14 protein-coding genes are annotated in these 15,044 nt (G+C 72.9%); 9 read left to right on the top strand and 5 right to left on the bottom strand.

The window, feature by feature from the left end; genetic code table 11:
* Nucleotides 1–39: 39 nt before the first annotated feature.
* Entirely contained in the window at nt 40–1,233 is a 1,194-nt protein-coding gene (locus tag CP981_RS34030; protein ID WP_143658803.1) for a DUF6214 family protein, read from the bottom strand.
* Nucleotides 1,234–1,426: 193 nt separating this feature from the next.
* On the opposite strand from CP981_RS34030, the gene CP981_RS34025 reads away from it, so the two are divergent.
* On the top strand, nt 1,427–2,824 hold the full coding sequence (locus CP981_RS34025; RefSeq protein ID WP_244329919.1) for an FAD-dependent oxidoreductase: 1,398 nt from the start codon (nt 1,427–1,429) through the stop codon (nt 2,822–2,824).
* A 130-nt stretch (nt 2,825–2,954) separates the two neighbouring features.
* Here CP981_RS34025 and CP981_RS34020 read toward each other — a convergent pair whose 3' ends face one another.
* A complete protein-coding gene (locus CP981_RS34020; RefSeq protein WP_085922343.1) occupies nt 2,955–3,326 on the bottom strand; it encodes an ArsR/SmtB family transcription factor in 372 nt (123 codons plus the stop codon).
* A gap of 165 nt (nt 3,327–3,491) precedes the next feature.
* Between CP981_RS34020 and CP981_RS34015 the strand changes: the two genes are divergently transcribed.
* The 7 genes from CP981_RS34015 to CP981_RS39305 all read left to right on the top strand — a co-directional run bounded on the left by CP981_RS34015 (nt 3,492) and on the right by CP981_RS39305 (nt 10,276).
* Nucleotides 3,492–4,595, top strand: coding sequence for an NADH:flavin oxidoreductase/NADH oxidase (locus CP981_RS34015; RefSeq protein ID WP_085922344.1), 1,104 nt, complete (start codon nt 3,492–3,494; stop codon nt 4,593–4,595).
* Between the two features lie 145 nt (nt 4,596–4,740).
* Nucleotides 4,741–5,826: a WD40/YVTN/BNR-like repeat-containing protein gene (locus tag CP981_RS34010; protein WP_085922345.1), complete on the top strand. Its 1,086-nt coding sequence runs from the start codon at nt 4,741–4,743 to the stop codon at nt 5,824–5,826.
* A 145-nt stretch (nt 5,827–5,971) separates the two neighbouring features.
* Nucleotides 5,972–6,649, top strand: coding sequence for a uracil-DNA glycosylase (locus CP981_RS34005; protein ID WP_085922346.1), 678 nt, complete (start codon nt 5,972–5,974; stop codon nt 6,647–6,649).
* Between the two features lie 23 nt (nt 6,650–6,672).
* Nucleotides 6,673–7,758 (top strand): LURP-one-related family protein, encoded by a 1,086-nt coding sequence (locus tag CP981_RS34000; protein WP_085922347.1) that lies wholly within the window; start codon nt 6,673–6,675, stop codon nt 7,756–7,758.
* Nucleotides 7,751–8,779 (top strand): N-acetylglucosamine kinase, encoded by a 1,029-nt coding sequence (locus tag CP981_RS33995; RefSeq protein ID WP_085922348.1) that lies wholly within the window; start codon nt 7,751–7,753, stop codon nt 8,777–8,779. The genes CP981_RS34000 and CP981_RS33995 overlap by 8 nt, the downstream gene beginning before the upstream one ends.
* 83 nt (nt 8,780–8,862) lie before the next feature.
* Nucleotides 8,863–9,816 carry a sirohydrochlorin chelatase gene (locus CP981_RS33990; RefSeq protein ID WP_425282188.1) on the top strand — a complete coding sequence of 318 codons (954 nt, stop codon included), beginning with the start codon at nt 8,863–8,865 and terminating at the stop codon, nt 9,814–9,816.
* Between the two features lie 334 nt (nt 9,817–10,150).
* Complete coding sequence (locus CP981_RS39305; protein ID WP_280117055.1) at nt 10,151–10,276, top strand: hypothetical protein; 126 nt, start codon at nt 10,151–10,153, stop codon at nt 10,274–10,276.
* A 16-nt stretch (nt 10,277–10,292) separates the two neighbouring features.
* Here CP981_RS39305 and CP981_RS33985 read toward each other — a convergent pair whose 3' ends face one another.
* Together CP981_RS33985 and CP981_RS33980 are read right to left on the bottom strand one after the other, a co-directional pair.
* Nucleotides 10,293–11,342 carry a lactonase family protein gene (locus CP981_RS33985; protein WP_085922350.1) on the bottom strand — a complete coding sequence of 350 codons (1,050 nt, stop codon included), beginning with the start codon at nt 11,340–11,342 and terminating at the stop codon, nt 10,293–10,295.
* Nucleotides 11,343–11,547: 205 nt separating this feature from the next.
* Nucleotides 11,548–13,056 carry an FUSC family protein gene (locus tag CP981_RS33980; protein WP_085922351.1) on the bottom strand — a complete coding sequence of 503 codons (1,509 nt, stop codon included), beginning with the start codon at nt 13,054–13,056 and terminating at the stop codon, nt 11,548–11,550.
* A gap of 229 nt (nt 13,057–13,285) precedes the next feature.
* On the opposite strand from CP981_RS33980, the gene CP981_RS33975 reads away from it, so the two are divergent.
* A complete protein-coding gene (locus CP981_RS33975; protein ID WP_085922352.1) occupies nt 13,286–13,762 on the top strand; it encodes an Lrp/AsnC family transcriptional regulator in 477 nt (158 codons plus the stop codon).
* Between the two features lie 191 nt (nt 13,763–13,953).
* Here the strand turns inward: CP981_RS33975 and CP981_RS33970 are convergent, their stop codons facing one another.
* The gene (locus tag CP981_RS33970) at nt 13,954–15,033 is read right to left on the bottom strand and encodes a sugar ABC transporter substrate-binding protein (RefSeq protein WP_244329918.1); all 1,080 of its coding nucleotides are present in this window, start codon (nt 15,031–15,033) and stop codon (nt 13,954–13,956) included.
* Between the last annotated feature and the right edge of the window lie 11 nt (nt 15,034–15,044).

The raw sequence follows: 15,044 nt of genomic DNA, 5'->3' as shown, positions 1-15,044 counted from the left end.
GCACCGCGGACCGGCCCACGGAGATCGGGGTGACAGGCCCTAACGCTTGTTGTGACGTGGCGTCAGCAGCCCCTCGTCGCGGGCGCCGGCGATCAGCCGCAGCGACCTCCGGCGGTTACGGCCGGTGGCGTGCATGACGGCCAGCACCGGATCGCGCCCCTCCCGCTGCGCCTGCCGGTACGCGTCCGCGGCGATCTTGCGTCGCTCACCGGCCCGCGTCCGGGCGAGAACGGCGGAGCGGGCACGCTCGGCCGGTGGGGCGGAGGGGGACGACGGAGACGGCTCCGCGGCGTCGGGAGGCGTCGAGGACCCGGCGGGGGACGTCGAGGACGCGGCGGGCACGCATGCCTCGGCGGGGGCGGGCCGCCCTGAGCTCTGCTCACAGGACTGCTCATTGGGCTGTTCGCAGCTCGGCTGACCGCTCGGCTCTGCAGGAGAGTCGGTGGACGGGGCCGCAGACGGGTCGGCGGGGTGGCCGATGCCGGAGTCCGGTGCCGTCCGGTGCCGTACGCCCTCACCCTGGCCGAGCCCCGTCGCGCCCCTCGCGCCCGTCGGCCCTGCTTCCGACGCACCCGCCCCCGCCGCGCCCGCCCCCGTCGCCTCGTCCGTCGTACGCGGTGCGCGCTCCGCCGCCCCGGCCGCCGCCTCCGCTCCTGCTGCTGCCTCCGCCCCGGCCGCCATCGCCGCCGGTTCCGGCTCGCCCGCCGGCGCCGAACCACTCGTGGGCCGGGCGTGTCGTGTCGGCCCCTGCGGCGCCCCCGGCCGCGAGCCCCGCAGCGGGTCGGTCGCCGCACCGCGTCCCGGCTCCGGTGGCGGCCCGGCCTGCGGCCCTCTGCCCCGTTCCGGTCCTCCGCCCCGTTCCGGTGCGATGTCCGCCGGGCCGGCCTGCCGTGGTGTGGGCCGGGTCTTCCGCGGCTGCCCGGTGGCCGCCCGGAAGGCGTCGTCGAGGGGGCCCGCGATCCAGCGGCCGAGGTCGGCGAGGCCGTCGAGGGTCAGCGGCGGGTCGGCGCGTACGTCCTCGACGGTGATGTGGTCGTCGGAGACCGTCACGAGGACCTCGACCCGGGCGCCGTCGGCGAAGGTCAGCCGGGCGCTGCACCACGGGCCCAGCGGGTCGAGCCGGGGCAGCGGGCATCCGGGACCGGCGGAGCCGGCCGGATCGCCGGGGGCGGCGGGGTCGGGAGCGGGCGCGGCGGAGCCGTGCGCCTGAAGCTCCCACGTGGGCCACTCCAAGGGCGCGCCCTGGGCTTCATATCGGTGATTAACGGTATAAAAGTCACTTTCCGACACATTGAAAACCTAGCCCCCCGTTCACCCGGCCCAGTAGCGCGGCACGCTCATCCCACGGGGAGCAACCCCGATAGCGCATCTCCCGTCGCGCGCCCGCCGGTGCGATCCTGGGGGTATTCCGCGGAAGGGGCCACTTGTGCTTCGTGTCGCAGTGATCGGTTCCGGGCCCAGCGGCGTCTACACCGCCCAGTCCCTGATCGAGCAGCAGGCCGTACCGGACCTCGAGGTGTACGTCCTGGACCGCCTGCCCTGCCCGTACGGTCTGGTGCGCTACGGCGTGGCACCGGACCACGAGAAGATCAAGTCGTTGCAGAACAATCTGCGCACGGTGCTGGAGCATCCCCGGGCGCACTTCGTGGGGAATGTCGAGGTGGGGGCACCGGGGCTGGGCGTCGCGGAGTTGCGGGAGATCTTCGACGCGGTGGTGTTCTGTGTGGGCGCCGCCACCGACCGACATCTGGGCATCCCGGGCGAGGAGCTGCCCGGCAGCCATCCGGCGACCGAGTTCGTCGCCTGGTACAGCGCGCATCCGGACGCCGCCGCGCTCCGCTTCACCCTCGCGGCCAGGTCCGCCCTGGTGATCGGGGTGGGGAATGTGGCGGTGGACGTGGCGCGGATGCTGTCCCGTGGTGCCGCCGAACTCGCCACGACCGACATGCCGCAGGGGCCGCTCAGCGCACTCGCGGACAGTCGTGTCGAGGACGTCTGGATGGTCGGCAGACGCGGCCCCTCCCAGGCCAAGTTCACCACCAAGGAGCTGCGGGAGCTGGGCTCCCTTCCGGATACGGAGGTACGGGTACGGCCCGAGGAGCTGGCGCTGGACCCGGCCTACCAGGACCCGGGCGCGCTGCCCGCGGTGGCGCGGCGGAATGTCGAGGTGCTGCGCGGCTGGGCGGAGCGGCAGGCGGCCGGACCGGAGCGCCCGGACACCGCGCCGGAGTCGTCGCCCGCGCGCCGTCGCCGCCGCATTCACCTGCGGTTCTTCCTGCGGCCCGTCGAGATCCTGGGGGATGCCGGCGGCGTGCGCGCGGTGCGGTTCGAGCGGACGGCGCCGGACGGGCACGGCGGGGTCTCGGGTACCGGTGAATTCGAGGAGATCGAGGGGCAGTTGGTGCTGCGTTCGGTCGGCTACCGGGGGACGCCGCAGCCCGGTCTGCCGTTCGACGAGACGACGGGGACGGTGCCGCACCAGGCGGGGCGGGTGCTGCGGGACGGCTCGCCGCTCCCGGGTGTGTATGTGGCGGGCTGGATCAAGCGGGGCCCCACGGGGGTGATCGGCACGAACCGGCCGTGCGCGAAGGAGACCGCGCTGTCCCTGCTGGCGGACGCCCCTGCCCTGGCGGAGCACGCCTCGGCCGGCGATCCGGTGACGGCCCTGATCCGGGCGGGGCAGCGGCCGGTCACCTGGCCGGGCTGGCTGGCCATCGAGGCCGCCGAGGCGGAGTGGGGCCGCGGACTGGGGCGGGGCACCGTCAAGCTGCCGGACTGGTCAGGGCTGTTGGACGCGGCCCACACGGCGGAACGGAGCAGCTGATCGGCGGGCCGGTCGGACCGGGTGCACGAGCAGATCGGGTGCGGGGGGCGGACCGGGCACGCGGGCTGACCGGCTACGCAAGCGGATCGGGTGCGTCCGCCGCCGATGCGCCGTATCGGCTGCCGCCCGTTCACTCCTCCCCGAGGTGGCGCGCCTGAAGCTCCGCCCCCCGGAGGACGGCGTCGATCAGGCCGGGGAAGAGGTCCTCCAGGTCGGCCCGGCGCAGTCCGTTCATCTTGGCGGTGCCCCGGTAGAACTGCTGGATGACGCCGTGCTCGCGCAGCACCCTGAAGTGGTGGGTGCAGGTCGACTTGCTGACCGGGAGTTCGATGTCCGCGCAGTTCAGCTCGCCCTCGGCGGCCGCCAGGGCGCGGACGATGCGCAGGCGCATCGGGTCGGCGAGCGCATGCAGCACCTCGGCGAGCCGGATGTCCGCACGGGCCGGGTGCTCCAGCGAACGGGAGCCCGACGGGGTGCGCGGGGAGGTGGTCTCGGTCGGCATGACGGCTCCTGATTCTTCTGCGGGGCGCGGTAGGGCCTGACGTACCGACCCGCCCGTTCATTGTACGAGAAGCGTCGTAGTTTGACATCCACCGTAGTACGACGACTATCGTATGACTGCGGGTTCCGGCCGGTACCCGTTCATCTTCAGGTACAGGAGCCTGCTGTGAGCGCACTGTTCGAGCCCATCACCCTCCGCTCGCTGACCGTCCCGAACCGCCTCTGGATGGCCCCGATGTGCCAGTACTCCGCGGCCCCCGACGGCCCGGAAGCGGGGGCGCCCGGCGACTGGCACTTCCAGCACCTGGCCGCGCGGGCGACGGGCGGAACCGGCCTCATCCTCGCGGAGGCGACCGCGGTGAGCCCCGAGGGGCGCATCAGCCCGTACGACCTGGGGCTGTGGAACGACACCCAGACCGAGGCGTTCCGGCGCATCACCGACTTCCTCAAGGCGCAGGGCACCATCCCGGGAATCCAGATCGCCCATGCCGGAAGGAAGGCGTCCACCGAGCGCCCCTGGGTGAACCGCGGCGGCCCGGTCCTCCCTGGTCAGCGGCATGGGTGGGAGCCGGTCGCGCCGAGCGCGGTGCCGTTCGACGACGGGTTCGCGACCCCGGCGGAGCTGTCCGTGGAGCAGATCCAGGAGCGCGTCGCGCAGTTCGGCGCGGCGGCCCGGCGGGCGCTGGCCGCGGGCTTCCAGGTGGCCGAGATCCATGGTGCGCACGGCTATCTGATCAATGAGTTCCTCTCCCCCTTCACCAACCGGCGCACCGACGCGTACGGCGGCTCGTACGAGAACCGGACGCGGTTCGCGCTGGAGGTCGTGGACGCCGTACGGGCGGTCTGGCCCGACGAACTGCCGGTCTTCTTCCGGATCTCGGCGACCGACTGGCTCACCGAGGACGAGAGCGATGCGCGCGAGGGCTGGACGGCCGACGACACCGTGCGCTTCGCCCGCGACCTGCGGGAGCACGGCATCGATCTGCTGGACACCTCCACGGGCGGCAACGCCCCCGACGCCAAGATCACCACGGGGCCCGGCTACCAGGTGCCGTTCGCGGAGCGGGTCAAGAAGGAGAGCGGTCTGGCGGTGGGCGCGGTCGGTCTGATCACCGAGGCGCGGCAGGCCGAGAAGATCATCGCGGACGGCCAGGCGGACGCCGTGCTGCTCGGCCGTGAGCTGCTGCGCTCCCCCAGCTTCGCGCAGCAGGCGGCGCGGGAACTGGGTGCGGAGATCCCCGTGCCGCAGCAGTACCTCCGGGCCGTCTGAGGCCGCCGGACGGGCCTGCGGCATCGCGGCGGGAGCCGGTGCCGCACCGTCCGACCTGCGCGGATTCCCGCCGGGACGCCATTGTCAGTGGTCGGGTGCAGACTTGCCACTATCTGAGACAACGGCGTCCCGGAGGTGTTCCGGCATGACTGACGTACTACTCGCGGTGGGGACCCGCAAAGGGCTCTTCATCGGCCGTCGGCGGCATGGTGACTGGGAATTGAGCGGTCCCCATTTCCCCGCCCAGGCGGTGTACTCCCTCGGGATCGACACCCGCCGCGCGACCCCCCGGCTGCTGGCCGGCGCCGACAGCGCCCACTGGGGCCCGTCGGTTTTCCACTCCGACGATCTGGGCGAGACCTGGCACGAGCCCGCCCGCCCCGCGGTCAAGTACCCCACGGACACCGGGACTTCGCTGGAGCGGGTGTGGCAGCTGCATCCGGCCGGGCCCGCCGCCCCCGATGTGGTCTACGCGGGCACCGAGCCCGGCGGCCTGTTCCGCTCCGAGGACGGCGGCGAGACCTTTGAGCTCGTACGGGCACTGTGGGACCACCCGAGCCGGGAGCAGTGGGTGCCGGGCGGCGGCGGGCTGGCCGTGCACACGGTGGTCACCGACCCGCGGGACGCCGACGCGGTCACCGTCGCCGTTTCGGCGGCCGGAGTCTTCCGCACCCGTGACGGGGGCGCCAGCTGGGCACCGTCCAACAAGGGCGTCAAGGCGGTCTTCCTGCCGGATCAGCATCCGGAGTTCGGCCAGTGCGTCCACAAGATCGCGCAGGACCCGGTCAACCGCGACCGGCTCTATCTACAGAACCACTGGGGCGTCTACCGCAGCGATGACGCGGGCGCGACCTGGACGGATATCGGCAGCGGGCTCCCCTCGGACTTCGGTTTCGCGGTGGCCGCGCATCCGCGCACGGGGGATGTCGCCTATCTCTTCCCGATCACCGCCGATATCGACCGGGTGCCGGCCGAGCACCGCTGCCGGGTCTACCGCACCGCCGACGCCGGCCGGAGCTGGGAGCCGCTCAGCGCAGGCCTGCCGCACGAGGACCACTACGGCACGGTGCTCAGGGACGCACTGTCCGTCGACGACAGCGACCCCGCGGGGGTGTATTTCGGCAACCGCAACGGCGAGGTGTACGCCAGCGCGGACGACGGCGACAGCTGGCAGCAGCTCGCCTCCCATCTGCCGGATGTGCTGTGCGTACGGGCGGCCGCCGTTACCTGAGGGGAAGCATGGAGGGCAGGGAGAGCACCGGAATACCGAGTAACGCAGCGGTGGGGTTGGACAGTTGGGGCGCCCCACCGCTCCGGGCGGCCGGGCTCGGGCCATCGGTTGAAGCGGAGGGGCCCGCGGCCAGTAGGGTGATCCCGTGGCTGCACAACCTCTCCAAGACATTGTCGAACCGGGCTGGGCCAAGGCACTTGAGCCGGTCGCCGGACGGATCGCCGCGATGGGTGATTTCCTGCGGGCGGAGATCGCCGCGGGACGCACCTATCTCCCGGCCGGGAACAATGTGCTGCGCGCCTTCCAACAGCCCTTCGACGAGGTGCGGGTCCTCATCGTCGGACAGGACCCCTACCCCACCCCGGGGCATGCGGTCGGGCTCAGCTTCTCCGTGGCGCCGGACGTCCGCCCGCTGCCCGGCAGCCTGGAGAACATCTTCCGCGAGATGCACTCCGACCTCGGACTCCCCCGCCCTTCGAACGGCGATCTGACGCCGTGGACCCGCCAGGGTGTTCTGCTGCTGAACAGAGCGCTGACCACGGCCCCCCGCAAGCCCGCCGCGCATCGCGGCAAGGGCTGGGAGGAGGTCACCGAGCAGGCCATCCGGGCGCTGGTGGCGCGCGGACGCCCGCTGGTGTCGGTGCTGTGGGGGCGCGACGCCCGCAATCTGCGGCCGCTGCTCGGCGAGCTGCCGGCCGTCGAGTCCGCCCATCCCTCCCCCATGTCCGCCGACCGGGGCTTCTTCGGCTCGCGGCCGTTCAGTCGGGTGAACGAGCTCCTGGAGCGACAGGGCGCCCAGCCCGTCGACTGGAGGCTGCCCTGACCCCGGGCGATAGTGTGCCCCGCATGACGAATGCGAACATCCCTGCGGGTTGGTATGCCGACCCGCAGGGCACCCCCCACCAACTTCGCTGGTGGGACGGGTCCCAGTGGACGGAGCACACCCACCCGGGACAACAGGCCGCGGCGCCCGCCCAGAGCCAGGCACCACAGCCCGGCCCCCACCAGGTTCAGCAGGCGCCCGCGCAGCAGGCCACCCAGCAGCCCCCGCAGCAGCAGATGCCACAGCAGTTCGCTCCGCAGCAGTCCGCGCAGGCACCGGGCCAGGCACCGTATCCGGGCCCGCAGCAGGGCGGCGCGCCGCACGGCCAGGCCTACGGCTACCCGCAGCAGGCGCCCGGCCAGCACGCGCCCGGTCAGCCGATGCCCGGCCAGCCGATGCAGCAGCCGTACGGACAGCAGCCGATGGCGGGGCAGCCGGGCGGGAATCCGGCCGCCGTACAGCAGCAGGTGCAGCAGAAGGCGGGCGTGGCGCCCGGCGGGCCCGGTGGCGGCACCCTGTTCACCGAACCGGTGCTGGTGGTCAACCAGAAGGCCAAGCTCATCGAGGTCACGAACGAGTACAGCGTCTTCGACCAGCACGGCAACACCCTGGGCGCGGTCGTCCAGGTCGGCCAGAGCACGGCCAAGAAGGTGCTCCGGGTGGTCTCCAGCCTCGATCAGTACATGACCCACAAGCTGGAGATCCGGGACGCGTACGGCCAGCCGCAGCTGGTGCTGACCCGGCCCGCGAAGATCATCAAGTCCAAGGTGATCGTGCAGCGGCCGGACGGTTCGCCGGTCGGCGAGATCGTGCAGCAGAACGCCATCGGGAAGATCAACTTCGCGATGATGGTCAACGGCCAGCAGATCGGCGCCATCAAGGCGGAGAACTGGCGCGCCTGGAACTTCGCCATCGTGGACCACGCCGACACCGAGATCGCCCGGATCACCAAGACCTGGGAGGGCCTCGCCAAGACGATGTTCACGAGCGCGGACAACTACGTCCTGCAGATCCACCAGCAGCTGCCCGACCCGCTGCTGAGCCTGGTCGTCGCCACGGCCCTGACGGTCGACACCGCGCTCAAGCAGGACGCCCGCGGCTTTGGGTGAGCCGGCCGGCCGCCGCCCGGACACCCTCCGGGCCGGCCTTGTCCTCGGCGTCGACTCCGGCGGCTCGGGGCTGCGGTGCGCCGTCGCCCGCGCCGACGACGCCGAGGCCCGGCCGCTGGCCGCCCGTTCCTCGGACGAGCCGGTGCGCACCGGCCCCGCGGGGATCGACGCGGAGCATCTGCTGTCCCAACTGCTGCCCGCCGCAGCGGAGTTGGCACACGAAGCGGGCGCGGACGGGTTCGCCGCGGTATGCGTGGGGGCGGCCGGTATGGCCACGCTGGGCGAGGAGCTCCGCGCCCGGCTGCCGGGCGCGCTGGCATCCGCGTTCGGGGTGCGGCAGGTCGCCCTCGCCGCGGACGCGGTCACCGCGTACGCCGGGGCACTGGGCCAGCGGCCCGGTGCGGTGGTCGCCGCGGGCACCGGCATGATCGCCCTGGGCACCGACCTGACCCCGGAAGGCGGTTGGCGCCGCGCGGACGGCTGGGGCCATCTGCTGGGCGACTGCGGCGGCGGTGCCTGGATCGGCCGCGCCGGACTGGAGGCCGCACTGCGCGCGTACGACGGACGGCCGGGCGGCTCGGCCGCCCTGCTGGCGCGCGCGGAAGCGGTGTTCGGGCCGGTCGCGGGGCTGCCCGGCGCGCTCTACCCGCGCCCCGACCGGCCCGCCGTGCTGGCCTCGTTCGCCCCGGAGGTCGCCCGCTGCGCCACCGGGGACGACCCGGTGGCCCTCGGCATCCTGCGGGCCGCGGCGGGCCATATCGCCGATGCCGCGGCCGCGGTCTGCCCGCCGGGCGCCGGCAGCGCGGTGGCCTGTACCGGCGGGCTGTTCGGCATGGGTGAACCCCTGCTGGCTCCGCTGCGTACGGCACTCGCCGAGCGGTTGCCGCAGGCCCGTACGGCAGCCGCCGCCGGGAGTCCGCTGGACGGGGCACTGACCCTCGCCGCGGCACTGGCCGGCGACCGTCTGACGCTGCCCACAGATCGGAAGTTGTTGCAGATCACACGGCCTGCGCCGGGGTGACGCGCGGGATAAATCGGGACGGATACCGCTCCACCCAACCCTCCCTCCGCGCGGGGGGGTCCGAGGCGTTAGCATGCGACGCCATGAGTTCCCCCACTGGGCCCGCACCTGGCTCGCCCGATTTTGACGCCGCCTCCCCGAGCCCGGGAGCCGCACCCGGTCTGCCGGTACGGATGCCGCGCAGGCAGACCGGCCGCCACCGCAAGCCGGAGCCGCTCGCCGCACCCGAGGGCGCGCCCGCCCTGGTGCTGGCCGTACCCGGCACTCCGTCCGGCGCCTCGCGCAGCCTGGCGGAGGAGGTTTCCAGCATCGCCCGCTCCGAACTCCCGGGCCTCGACGCCCGGATCGGCTATGTCGATGGTGGCGACGACGAGTTCCCGTCCCTGGAGGCCGTGCTCGCGCACGCCGCCGCCGAGCACAAGGACCGGGTGGGCGCCGACGGACAGCCCGACCCCGGCCCCGCCGCCGTGGTGGTACCGCTGCTGGCCGGCCCGGACAGCGCCCTGCTGCGCCGGATACGCCAGGCGATGATGAACAGCGGCTCCGGCGCCGAGCTGACCGATGTCCTCGGTCCGCACCCGCTGCTCGCCGAGGCGCTGCACGTCCGGCTCTCCGAGGCCGGTCTGGCGCGGGCGGACCGCGCCCGGCTGTTCACGGTCGCCACGGCCGCGGACGGCATCATCCTCGCCACCGTGGGCGGCGAGGAAGCCGTGCAGGCCGCCGGGATCACCGGCATGCTGCTCTCGGCGCGGCTCGCGGTGCCGGTGCTCGCCGCCGCCCTGGACCAGGAGGGCGCCATCTCCCGTACGGCCGAGCAGCTGCGGGAGTCCGGTTCGCAGCAGTTGGCGCTGGCCCCGTACCTGATCGGCCCGGAGATCAGCGACGGCCTGCTGGGGGCGGCCGCGGCGGAAGCCGGCTGCGCGTCGGCCGAGGCGCTGGGCGCCTACGGCACGGTGGGCCGGCTGGTGCTCTCGAACTACGCGGCGGCGATGGGGATCACCCTTCCGACGCAGGCGCAGGGGGTCCCGGTCCGCTAGACGACAGAGCCTCGGTCCCGAGACCGGACACCGTTCTCCGAAGGGCCGTCCTCGCGCAGTGCGCGGGGCGGCCCTTCGCCGCGTCCGGGCGAGGGCGATACGTCCGGTTGCGCTCCGAGCGGCGCAGACGCCCGCCAGGCGGCCCGGCAGGGCTAAGGGTGCGGTGCGGGCGGGCGGACGGCCGTACGTCCGCGAGAGGCGCACACAGGGCGCCTGCTGTCCCCCTGACGCGCCGACCGATGAGTCCGGGCATCCGACCAGGTCTGACGTCCTGTAGAGGCCATCGCCAACGCTCGCCCCTCGTGAACGAGCGGGCCGTCCAGAAGGGAAGTTCATGTCCACATCGATGTCGTCCGCGACGACGGGCGAGCAGCATCGCAATGTCGAGGTGATGACGGTGCGGGACGGCCGGGTCACCGAGACCCAGGTGTACTTCGGCGGGAACTTCCCGCAGGGGTGAGGCGGTCGCGGGCAGATCAGACGAAGACCACGCAGGAGGCGGCCGGTGCCGTCACGGATCCGGCCCGGGCCGGGATGCCGGTCGCCGGGTCGACGGTGAACCAGGTGACGTCGCCGGAGCGCTCGTTGGCGGCGTAGAGGTGCCGTCCGTCGGGGTGCAGTGCCAGGTCGCGGGGCCAATGGCCGCCACAGGGGACGGTGGTGACGAGCGTCGCGGTGTCGCCGGACGCACCGAGGGACAGGACCGCGAGGCTGTCATGGCCCCGGTTGGCGGCCCAGGCGAACCGGCCGTCCCGGGAGATGACCAGTTCGGAGGGGAAGGTGCCCTCCGTGGCGGCCCCGTCCGGGAGGAGCCGGGTCTCCCCCAGCGGCGTCAGCAGGCCGCGGTCGGTGTCCCAGCGGCAGACCGTCACCGTCGGATCGAGTTCATTGATGACATAGGCACGGTCGCCGCGCGGGTGGAAGGCGAGGTGGCGCGGGCCGCTGCCGGGCCGCAGGCCCGCCTCCGTGTGTACGGTCAGCGCCCCGTCGCCGGAGCCGAGGGCGCAGATGCGTACCGAGTCGGTGCCCAGGTCGACGCTGAGCAGCCAGCGGCCGCCGGGGTCGGGCAGCACGGCATGCGCGTGCGGGCCCTCCTGGCGGTCGGTCCGCGGGCCGCTGCCCTGGTGGGTGAGCACGGTGGCGGGGCCGGCGAGGGTGCCGTCGGCCCGTACGGGGAACGTACTGACGCTGCCGGAGCTGTAGTTGGCGGTGATGAGCCGGCCGTCGGCCAGGGTGAGGTGGGTGGGGTCGGCGCCGTCCACTTGGACGGCGGGGGCGAGCAGCTCGGGCCCCCGTGGGGTGAGGGCGAAGGCGGCCGCGGCGCCGTCCGGGGTCTCGCTGACCGCGTAGAGGTACCGGCCGTCGGGGCTCGGCGCCAGGTAGGAGGGGTTGGGGACGGCGTCGGTGGAGTGCAGCGGGGTGAGGGCGCCGGACTCCGGGTCGACGGCCGCGGTGGTGATGCCGAGGCCACCGGCCGTGGTGAACGATCCGATGTACGCCCGTCGGCCGTTGACGCTCGTCCCCACTGGCCCGCCCTTCGTCCGCCTGCCCGTTGAGGTGCTGCGGCGACGCTAACAGGCAGCGGCCGGGCGACCCGGGCGATGGCCGGTTCCCGCCATCGGCGCCCCGGACCGTACGCACTCCCGAGGGCGCTCAGGACGCCGCGAAGGGCGCGTGCCTCCCGGCGCGGCCCGCCCGGGCGCCCGGCCGCGGGGCCAGCAGACCCGCAGGTCAGGCGTCGACCAGCGCGGAGCGCGGAGAGCTGCGCAGCGGCGCGGAGAGGTCGGCCAGCGCCCGTTCCAGACCGTGCAGATGGACGAGCGCGGGTTCCGCCGTGGGCGGCTGCGGCACCGCGACGGCGGCGGCCACCGGGTGGCGGGTGCTGCGCGGTGCGGTGAGGGCCTCGACGGCGGCTTCCACGCGCTGGCAGGCGGCGGTGAGCCGGGCGTCGTGGGAGGCCTCCGGGTCGGCGGCAATGGAGGCCAGGCCGCGGACCTCGCGGGCGCAGTCGTCGAGCAGCGCGAGCACCTGCCGGGCCCGTTCCTTACGGGCGCGCAGCGGGCTGAGGGGGTGCACCAGCGGGGCGAGCGAGAGCCGTACCCGGCTCAGCAGCGGTGCGAGCTCGGCGACATGCGGGGCGGGGTCGGCGGTGGTGGAGCCGGCGAGGCGGGCGGCGGCCTCGGCGGTGCACCGGTGGACGCAGCGCAGAGCGCGCTGGATCCAGGCGTCGGTGGTGGCGTGGGTGGTGACGGGCAGCACGAAGAGCACGGCCAACGCCGCGCCGAGCGCCCCCACGCCCGTTTCGGCGAGGCGCAGTGCGAGCAGCGCGGGGTCCAGCACCCCCAGCAGCCCGTACAGCAGCCCGGCCATCAGCGTCACCGCGAGCATCATCCAGGTGTAGGAGACCGCGGCCGTGTAGAAGATGCCGAAGACGCTGACCGCCACGAGGGCGACCGTGGGGACGAGCGCGCCGTGCAGCGGGACGGCGACGACGAGGCCGAGGGCGATGCCGAGCACCGTGCCGAGGGCCCGGCGGAAGCCGCGGACCAGGGTCTCGCCGCGCGAGGTGGTGTTCACGAAGATCCACCAGGTGGCGCCGACGGCCCAGTACCACCGCTGCTCGCTGAGCAGCTGGCCGACGAGGAGGGCGAAGGCGCTGCCGGCGGTCGCCTGGATCGCCTGGCGGGTGGTCGCCCGGGCCAGCCCCCGGGCGCTCGGCGGGGCGGGCACGCTCACCGGAGGCAGCCGGAGCTCGTAGCACCACACGGCGAAACGGACGGTGGCGGCGGCGAGCAGCGCGAGGGTGACCGCGGTGTACAGCTCGGGCAGCTGGTCCGGCACCGTGTGCAGGAACTGCGTCGCGAAGAAGGTCATGAACGCGAACACGCCCAGGGCATGGCCGCGCGGCCCCCAGCGGCGGGCGTAGACCCCCGCGCCCACGACGGCGACGAAGACCGCGTCCCGGCCCACCGGGTGGTCGTGCAGCAGCGCCGCGACGGCGAGCACCGGGAAGCCGACCGCGGGCAGCAGCGCGGTGGTGACCAGCTGGCCACGGACCGTGGCGTCGGTGACGGTGAAGAGGGCCAGCAGCGCGGCCAGCCCGCCGGTGATGGCCGCGACGAGTGAGTGGCCGGTAAGTGCGCACACCGTGACCGCCAGGCCGATGCCGAGGACGGACCGAGTGGCGCTGCGCAGCCGCAGCAGGCCCGGATCCGGAGCCACGAACACCCTCTTCAGCACAGCTTCCGCCCCTTCGACAAGCCCGCATGAAAAAGGCGCCGCGGGAGTCCGCAGCGCCATCGACGGGGCCATCACAGCATCATGTCGGCAGGTTGCTCAACAGAGGCTGTGATTGCTGTGCCATTGGTACAGTCTCAGGGCCTTCCTGGCCGCCAGAAGGAGGCCAATGGACAGGGACGTGACCTAGGGTGACGGACCCTTTTCAGCCACTCGTGAGGAGATCATTGACATGGCCGTGGACGCCCTGGACGCCAAGATCCTGCGGCTGCTGCTGGAGCAGCCGCGCACCAGCGTCCGGGAGTACGCACGCCTCCTCGGCATCGCCCGGGGCACCGTTCAGGCGCGTCTCGACCGCCTCGAACGGGACGGGGTGATCACTGCCTACAGCCCCCGGCTGTCCCCCGCCGCGCTCGGCCATCCCGTCCTCGCTTTCGTCCACATCGAGGTCACCCAGGGGCATCTGGAGGAGGTGGCCGACGCGCTGTCGGAGGTGCCGCAGATCATCGAGGCGTTCTCGACGACCGGCGGCGGGGATCTGCTGACCCGGGTGGTGGCACGGGACGCGGCGCATCTGGAGGATGTGATCCAGCGGCTGATCAGCCTGCCGGGCGTGGTGCGCACCCGTACGGAGATGGCGCTGCGGGAGCGGGTGCCGCACCGGATGTTGCCGCTGGTCGAGGCGGTGGGCGGCGCCGGGCCGCGCTGAGCCGCCGCTGGGCATCCTGGGGGGTGGGCATTCCTGGAGGCCGCGCGCCGGCTGGGCGTCGATGGAGGAGATGACGAGACGGGGCGAACGGCCGGGTGGGGATGCCCCCCCGTGCCCGGCGGTGGCCGGTGCCTCAACACCCGGCCACCGTCAGGCACTTCTTGCCCTGGAGGGCGCTCAATGCGGGGACGTCACTCCAGACCGACGGACTTGCAGGCGGCGGTGACGCCCTCGCAGAGCAGGTCGGTCCGCACGGCGCCGTCGCGCACCACGGTGTTCTTCATATTCTTCTTGGTGACGATCTGCGCCTTGAACAGCCGGGCGGGGATACCGGACTTGCTCTTGCTGTCGGCGGTGGTCGTCGTCAGGGACTTGATGCTCTTGCCGCGCAGCAGACGGAAGGCGATTTCGGCGGCGGTTTCGGCCTCCGGCCGGACTTCCTTGTAAATCGTGAAGTACTGCGTTCCGGCTACCACCCGCTGGAGCGCGGGGAGTTCGGCGTCCTGGCCGCCGACCGGCACATTCTTGATACCGGCCGACTTGAGCGCCGCGGCGATGCCGCCCGCCATACCGTCATTGGCCGAGTAGACCGCGTCGAAGCCCTCCGCGCCCTGGGCGTTGATGACATCGGTCATCTCCTTCTTGGCCGCCGCCGCGGACCAGTCGGGGATGTCCTTCTCGAAGACGATCTTATGCACCTTGTCATCGAGGACCTCGTGGGCGCCCTTCTTGTAGGCCGGCGCATTCGGGTCGGTCGGCGAGCCGTTCATCATGACGACATCGGAGGTGGCCGCCTGGGAACCGAGGGCGGTAAGAATCCCCTGCCCCTGGAGCCGGCCGATCTTCTCGTTGTCGTAGGAGACATAGGCCGCGACATCGCCCTCGGCGAGCCGGTCGTATGCGATGACCTTGACGCCCTTCTTGGCGGCCGAGTCCACCCAGCTCTTGGCCGCCGCGGCGTCGACCGGGTCCAGAATGATGACCTTGACGCCCTTCTTCACCAGCGCGTCGAACTGTCTCTTCTGGTTGTCGACCTGCTGCTCGGCATTGTGGTAATCCACTTTGCATTCGAGGCAGAGAGAGGCAATACGCGACGAAATGATACGGCGGTCGAACTTCTCATAACGGGCCGCTTTGCTCTCCGGGAGCAGCAGCCCTATGGAGTCCTTGCCCGCACCGGCATCCTGTTGGTCGCTTCCGCAGGCAGCCAAGGGTGCTGCCAGCGAAATCACCACTGCGCCGGTGAGGGCACGCCGCATTATTGCATTCATTTCCGGTACCT

The sequence above is a fragment of the Streptomyces platensis genome (assembly GCF_008704855.1).
In the GTDB taxonomy this organism is placed as follows: domain Bacteria; phylum Actinomycetota; class Actinomycetes; order Streptomycetales; family Streptomycetaceae; genus Streptomyces; species Streptomyces platensis.
Note: the sequence above shows the minus strand (reverse complement) of the source record. Positions and strands in the feature narration are given on the sequence as shown.